The sequence below is a fragment of the Prosthecobacter sp. genome (assembly GCF_046154365.1).
Classification (GTDB): domain Bacteria; phylum Verrucomicrobiota; class Verrucomicrobiia; order Verrucomicrobiales; family Verrucomicrobiaceae; genus Prosthecobacter.
Map to the genome: position 1 here is coordinate 1 of NZ_JBJXFV010000061.1, position 6,347 is coordinate 6,347.

At 58.4% G+C, this 6,347-nt stretch carries 6 protein-coding genes; all 6 read left to right on the forward strand.

The genetic code is table 11. The annotated features are described in order from the left end of the window. Positions 1–214 (forward strand): hypothetical protein (locus tag ACKVY0_RS07335; protein WP_409214148.1); only part of this gene is annotated, 214 nt, incomplete at its 5' end. Between the two features lie 203 nt (positions 215–417). Then, a complete protein-coding gene (gene dnaK, locus ACKVY0_RS07340) occupies positions 418–2,364 on the forward strand; it encodes a molecular chaperone DnaK (RefSeq protein WP_409214149.1) in 1,947 nt (648 codons plus the stop codon). A gap of 10 nt (positions 2,365–2,374) precedes the next feature. Further along, entirely contained in the window at positions 2,375–2,962 is a 588-nt protein-coding gene (locus tag ACKVY0_RS07345; RefSeq protein ID WP_409214150.1) for a hypothetical protein, read from the forward strand. Positions 2,963–3,416: 454 nt separating this feature from the next. After that, the gene (locus tag ACKVY0_RS07350; protein ID WP_409214151.1) at positions 3,417–4,004 is read left to right on the forward strand and encodes a hypothetical protein; all 588 of its coding nucleotides are present in this window, start codon (positions 3,417–3,419) and stop codon (positions 4,002–4,004) included. A gap of 110 nt (positions 4,005–4,114) precedes the next feature. Beyond that, positions 4,115–4,414 carry a co-chaperone GroES gene (locus ACKVY0_RS07355; protein ID WP_409214152.1) on the forward strand — a complete coding sequence of 100 codons (300 nt, stop codon included), beginning with the start codon at positions 4,115–4,117 and terminating at the stop codon, positions 4,412–4,414. A gap of 37 nt (positions 4,415–4,451) precedes the next feature. Further along, positions 4,452–6,074: a chaperonin GroEL gene (gene groL, locus ACKVY0_RS07360; RefSeq protein WP_409214153.1), complete on the forward strand. Its 1,623-nt coding sequence runs from the start codon at positions 4,452–4,454 to the stop codon at positions 6,072–6,074. The last annotated feature ends 273 nt before the right edge of the window (positions 6,075–6,347 follow it).

The following is a 6,347-nucleotide window of genomic DNA, read 5'->3' on the forward strand; positions in this document are numbered from 1 at the left end:
GGTCCATGGTGGTTATAGTCGCTCGAATCCCCTGAAATCAAGGCTTCCAGCGCTTCTCTATCTGGCCCATCATCCCGGCTTTTCAATCCCTTTGTCTTGCCTCTGCCTTAACTTAACGACATTGACTCTTGATCCGTTTTGGGGCTGCGGCGGCTTTTTGCATGGCGCAAGAATAGGCTCCTCGGGCATGCCCGACAATCACAAAGTTACCTAACGCCCAACTGCGCCAAGTGCCACGCCAACTGTGCCATCTCTGGCACTTTGGCACCAAGGCCGAGTTCCTGGCTCATCACCCCTGACACGCTGGAACCTCGCAAAATCAAGGCCTCCAGCGTGGCTGACCCCACTTGGCACGCGTCTAGCCAAGGAAGGAGCACCAAAACCCCACCTCAAACCCTTTCCCCCAACACACATATCATGAGCAAAATCCTCGGCATTGACCTCGGCACCACGAATTCCTGCATGGCCGTCCTTGAAGGCGGTAAGGCGATGGTGCTCGAAAATTCAGAAGGCGCACGCACCACGCCGTCCGTCGTCGCCTTCACCAAGAGCGGCGAGCGTGTCGTCGGCCAGGCCGCAAAGCGTCAGGCGGTGACCAATCCCCGCAACACCGTCTTCTCCGTGAAGCGCCTCATGGGCCGCAAATTCGTCGAGCTGACCGAAGCCGACAAGCGCATGCCCTACAAGATCGTGGCCGCTGCCAATGGCGACGCCCATGTGCAGGTCGAAGTCGGCGGCGAAACGAAGACTTACAGCCCGCAGGAAGTCAGCGCGATGATTCTCGCGAAGCTGAAGGCCGACGCCGAAGCCAAGCTCGGCGAAACGATCACCGAAGCCGTCATCACGGTGCCCGCTTACTTCAATGACAGCCAGCGCAACGCCACGAAGGCCGCGGGTGAGATCGCCGGCCTCAATGTGCGCCGCATCATCAATGAACCGACCGCCGCAGCCCTTGCCTACGGCCTGGACAGCAAGTCCGATGAAAAAGTCGCCGTGTATGACCTTGGCGGCGGCACCTTCGACATCAGCGTGCTCGAAATCGGCGACGGCGTCTTCGAAGTGCTCGCCACGGATGGCGACACGCACCTCGGTGGCGACGACTGGGACAACACCCTCATTCAGTGGATCATCAGCGAATTCAAAACGGACAGCGGCATCGACCTCAGCGGCCAGCCAGACGCGCTTCAGCGCATCAAGGAAGAAGCCGAGAAGGCCAAGATCGCCCTCAGCTCCAGCCAGAGCTACGATTTGAACCTCCCCTTCGTCACTGCCGACGCCACCGGGCCGAAGCACATCATGAAGACGCTCACGCGTGCGAAGATGGAGCAGCTCACGGACAGCCTGTTCGAGCGCACCATCAAGCCGGTGAAGGATTGCCTTGCCGCTGCCAAACTGGACGCCAGCAAGATCGACGAACTCGTGCTTGTCGGCGGTATGACCCGCATGCCGAAGGTCGTCGAGACCGCCCGCAAGCTCGCCGGCAAAGACCCGCATCAGGGCGTGAACCCGGACGAAGTCGTCGCCATCGGCGCTGCCATCCAAGGCGGTGTGCTCAAAGGCGACGTCAAAGACGTGCTCCTGCTCGACGTGACTCCGCTCACGCTGTCCATCGAAACCGCTGGCGGTGTCGCCACGCCGATGATCCCGCGCAACACGACCATTCCGAAGAAGCACTCCCAAGTCTTCTCCACCTACAGTGACAACCAGCCCGGCGTCGAAATCGTCGTCCTCCAGGGCGAGCGCCCGATGTCCCGCGACAACAAAACGCTCGGCACCTTCAAGCTCGACGGCATCCCACCGGCTCCCCGCGGTGTCCCGCAAGTGGAAGTCACCTTTGACATCGACGCCAACGGCATCCTGCACGTCAGTGCCAAGGAAAAAGTCTCCGGCAAAGAGCAAAAGATCTCCATCCAGGGCAGCTCCGGCCTCAGCCAGGATGAAATCGAAAAAGCCAAGCGTGACGCCGAAGAACACGCCGACGAAGACCTCAAGCGCAAGGAAGCCGTCGAAGTGAAGAACAAGGCCGAAGCCCTCAGCTTTGAGATCGAGAAGCAGCTCAAGGAATGGGAAGAAAAAGTCCCCGCTGACCAACTCACCCCGATCAAGGACAAGCTCACCAGCCTCAAGTCCGCCATTGAATCCGGCGACACCGACAAGATGAAGGCCCAGACCGAAGAACTCGAAAAACTCTTCGCCGCCGCCTACCAAGCCGCCGCTGCCGCAACCGCCGGAGCCCCCGGTGGCATGCCCGACATGGGCGGCATGGCTGGCGCAGGCCCAGATGTCGCCGCTGCTGAGACGAAGAGCCAAGACAAGGGTAAAGTCGTCGATGCTGACTTTGAGGTCGTGGACAAGGACAAGTGAGAGTCGCGCCATGCTAAAACTCACACCAGAACAGCAAAAGCTGCTTGAGGCCGAAAGACACTTGGCTCAAGCGCGATTTGAGACGGCTTCAGCTTGTCTGAGCCGCGCTACAAATCACTTCGAGAAGCTTGACGCTAAAGCAAGCTTCCTAAGCACTGCTATTGGCGTCATGCTGACCGTTGTTCTGACCGTAGCGACGAATGTTTTCAAGGACGGAAAGTTTTGCGCTGGCTACTGCTGTGCCGCTCAAGTCTTTTATGTTATTGGTACCTTAATCGTCGGTGCTTCATTCGTCTACTGTTTGAGAGCTCTTAGGTTGCGAACGGTGGACGACTTGCCACCAGCACAAGCGATGGATTGGACTGCTAAAAACTACCCAGTCTCTATATCGAACGACCTCAATTTTCGCATTACTTTTGCAGAAGCAGCATCCCGTGCTGCCGATAGCTACAGCCTGCAATCAATTCATAAACAGGATCAACTTAATGTAACTACCCGATTACTTTCTTGGGGATTCGTCATGCTCGCTGCTTCTGGCGCATTATTTATTAATCACATTCTTAGCACTCAACTTTATGGCCAAGTCATCAACAAATAACCAACCCTCGCAAGGGCAAAGTAGCTCTAACACTCAATCGAATCAGGCGTTTGTGAATCAACTTCGCACATCGACTGGTTTTCAAAATGCACCAGCACAGGTGATTCAGAAAACGGAGGCAAGCCAGCAATACAATTTCTCCAAGCAAGCCAACGATAAGAGTGACGGGCAATAAAGTATGGCTTTCGATTTCCAGTCGTTGCCGTCCAGGCAACTGCATCCTCACCCCACGGCCTCCGACACTCAAGATGACTCGGAAGATGGCGAAATCCTCGCTGAAGTGCGCCGGATTAAACGCAAGCTCTCGGCCCAATACGGCGGTGACATTCATCGCATGTTTGAAGCTCTTCGTGCTCGTGAGGCAACATCTGATCGGCCACGAATCACCCGCGTAAGGAAGAGCATGTCCTCTGCGTTCTCCCAATCTCTGCGGTGCCAAGCCAGTGCGTTGCTGATGCTGTCATGCTCACTGCTCGCCGCATGTGGCAAAAAGACGGAAGAAGCACCCAAAGCAGCAGCCGCTGCCCCAAAAGCGGCCGTGATGTCGGGCACGCGTCTCGATGCTGCCATCGCGGATGCTTTGTCTTCACCAGCGCCTGCTCCGGCATCCCCAGCAGACTTGGCGATCGAGGCGCACTCGATCCTGACCAAATATCCCGGCAAGAATGCTGCTGAACTGCTTGGCGTGCCTGAAGTGAGCGAGAAACTGCGCAACGCACTCACCAAGCTCTCTCAGGACAAGGATTTACAAGCGCGCATCAACTCCACCGTCGATCTCGCCGCGCAAATCAAAGGTCTCGACGGCACCCCCGGCTCCGCCAAGCTCGATCTCGACATGAAGGGCTACGACCAGCCCCGCACGGCCCGCATGCTGCAATCCGTGCTTTCTGAAGACCCCAAGCAGCTCGTCGCCTTCCTCGTCGATGAAATCGGCGAGGCCGCGCCCGATCTCAGTTACGGCGGCAAAGACCGCGCCCCCAACGGCGTCTCCATCGTCCCCAATCCCGCGGCCACGCCGCCCAAAACCGACCTGCCCGACTGATTTCCCCATTTTCCGAACGACCACCGTCCACGCTTCACAGCATTGCCGGTGGTCGATCAGACAAACCAAACCACAACATAAACCTCTAAAGCACCAACCAGACACACATTATGGCTACCGCAATTACACCGCTCGGACGTCGCGTCCTCGTGAAGCGCTCCAACAGCGAAGAAAAAACCGCTGGCGGAATCTTCCTCCCCGACACCGCCAAAGAAAAACCGCAGGAAGCTGAAGTGCTCGCACTCGGCACCGGCAAAGACGACGAAGGCAAAGACGTGTCCACCCTCTTCACCGTGAAGAAGGGCGACAAAGTTCTCATCTCCAAATACGGCGGCACGGAAGTGAAGCTCGCTGGTGATGACGTCCTCATCATCAACGAAACCGACATCCTCGGCATCATCACCGCTTAATCCACCCCTCAACCCCTAACTCACTACTTACACTGATATGGCTAAACAACTGCACTTCGACGAATCCGCACGTCAGGCCCTCCTGCGCGGCGTCACCAAACTGGCTCGCGCCGTCAAGGCCACTCTCGGCCCGGCCGGTCGCAACGTCATCCTCGACAAGAAATTCGGCTCCCCCACGATCACCAAAGACGGTGTCACCGTGGCCAAGGAAATCGAACTTCCATGTCCTTATGAAAACATGGGCGCCCAGCTCATCAAGGAAGTCTCCTCCAAGACCTCCGACATCGCTGGCGACGGCACTACGACCGCCACGGTCCTGGCCGAAGCCATCTATGCTGAAGGTCTCCGCAACGTGACCGCCGGCGCCAACCCGATCTCGCTCCAGCGCGGCATCATGAAGGCCACTGAGGCCATCGTCGCCAAGCTCAAGGAAATCAGCACCCCCGTGAAGGACAGCAAGGAAGTGGCCCAGGTCGCCACCGTGTCCGCCAATTGGGACGTCGCCATCGGCAACATCATCGCCGAAGCCATGGACAAAGTGGGCAAGGAAGGCACCATCACCGTCGAAGAAGCCAAGAGCATCGAAACGACCCTCGAAGTCGTCGAAGGCATGCAGTTCGACAAGGGTTACCTCTCCCCTTACTTCGTCACCGATCCTGAGTCCATGGAAGCGAACCTTGAGTCCGCTTACATCCTCATCAACGAGAAGAAGATCAGCAGCCTCAAGGACATGCTGCCTCTGCTTGAGAAGGTTGCTCGCTCCGGCAAGCCCCTCCTCATCATCGCCGAAGACGTCGAAGGTGAAGCCCTTGCCACCCTCGTGGTGAACAAGCTGCGCGGCACCCTCAACATCGTGGCCGTCAAGGCTCCTGGCTTTGGCGACCGCCGCAAGGCCATGCTCGAAGACATCGCCATCCTCACCGGCGGCCGCTGCATCACCGAAGACCTCGGCCTCAAGCTCGAAAACATCGAGCTTGCCGACCTCGGCAAAGCCAAGCGCATCACCATCGGCAAGGAAAACACCATCATCGTTGAAGGTGAAGGCGGCAGCGATGCCATCGCCGGACGCGTGTCCCAGATCAAGCGTCAGATCGACGAAACCACCAGCGATTACGACCGTGAGAAGCTCCAGGAGCGCCTCGCCAAGCTCGCCGGCGGTGTTGCCGTCATCAACGTCGGTGCTGCCACCGAAACCGAGATGAAGGAAAAGAAAGCCCGCGTCGAAGACGCCCTGCACGCCACCCGTGCGGCCGTTGAAGAAGGCATCGTCCCTGGGGGCGGTGTTGCTCTGATCCGTGCTCAGGCCTCCATCGGTGACCTCGGTCTCGTCGGTGACGAAAAGACCGGCGCCGAAATCGTCGCTCGTGCCATCGAAGCCCCTCTCCGTCAGCTTGCAGCCAATGCAGGCGTCGAAGGCGCTCTCATCGTTGCCGAAGTCAAGAAAGGCACCGGCAACCACGGCTACAACGTCGCCACCGCCAAGTATGAAGACCTCATCAAGGCCGGCGTCGTCGATCCAGCCAAGGTGACCCGCAGCGCTCTCCAGAACGCCGCCTCCATCTCCGGCCTCCTCCTCACCACCGAATGTCTCATCGCCGACATTCCGAAGGAAGAAGCCGCCGAAGCCGGTCACGGCCACGACCACGGCGGCATGATGTAAGCCGTAGCCTGGCTCTCCAGAGCCGGGTTCCAGCTCCCCACTTTGACCGCGCTAAGACCCAACCCTCAGCGCGAATCAAAACCCAAAACCTCCACGCGGCCCGGAAGCAATTCCGGGCCGCTTTTTTGTGGAGCGCGGCATGCTAAACCCAATGCCGTTAAGCAATCCTGCAACGAACGCCGAACTGGCCCCTCACCTAACCTTTCGCTTCGCGGCGCTTCGCTAGCCCCGAAGCTCGCCTGTTTGCGCAACACGTTTCTCGCGGGGAGAGGG

Excerpts from the sequence above, each read along its gene's own strand:
- dnaK (WP_409214149.1), top strand. The coding sequence starts at position 418 with ATGAGCAAAATCCTCGGCATTGACCTCGGCACCACGAATTCCTGCATG.
- ACKVY0_RS07345 (WP_409214150.1), top strand. The coding sequence starts at position 2,375 with ATGCTAAAACTCACACCAGAACAGCAAAAGCTGCTTGAGGCCGAAAGA.
- ACKVY0_RS07350 (WP_409214151.1), top strand. The coding sequence starts at position 3,417 with ATGCTGTCATGCTCACTGCTCGCCGCATGTGGCAAAAAGACGGAAGAA.
- ACKVY0_RS07355 (WP_409214152.1), top strand. The coding sequence starts at position 4,115 with ATGGCTACCGCAATTACACCGCTCGGACGTCGCGTCCTCGTGAAGCGC.
- groL (WP_409214153.1), top strand. The coding sequence starts at position 4,452 with ATGGCTAAACAACTGCACTTCGACGAATCCGCACGTCAGGCCCTCCTG.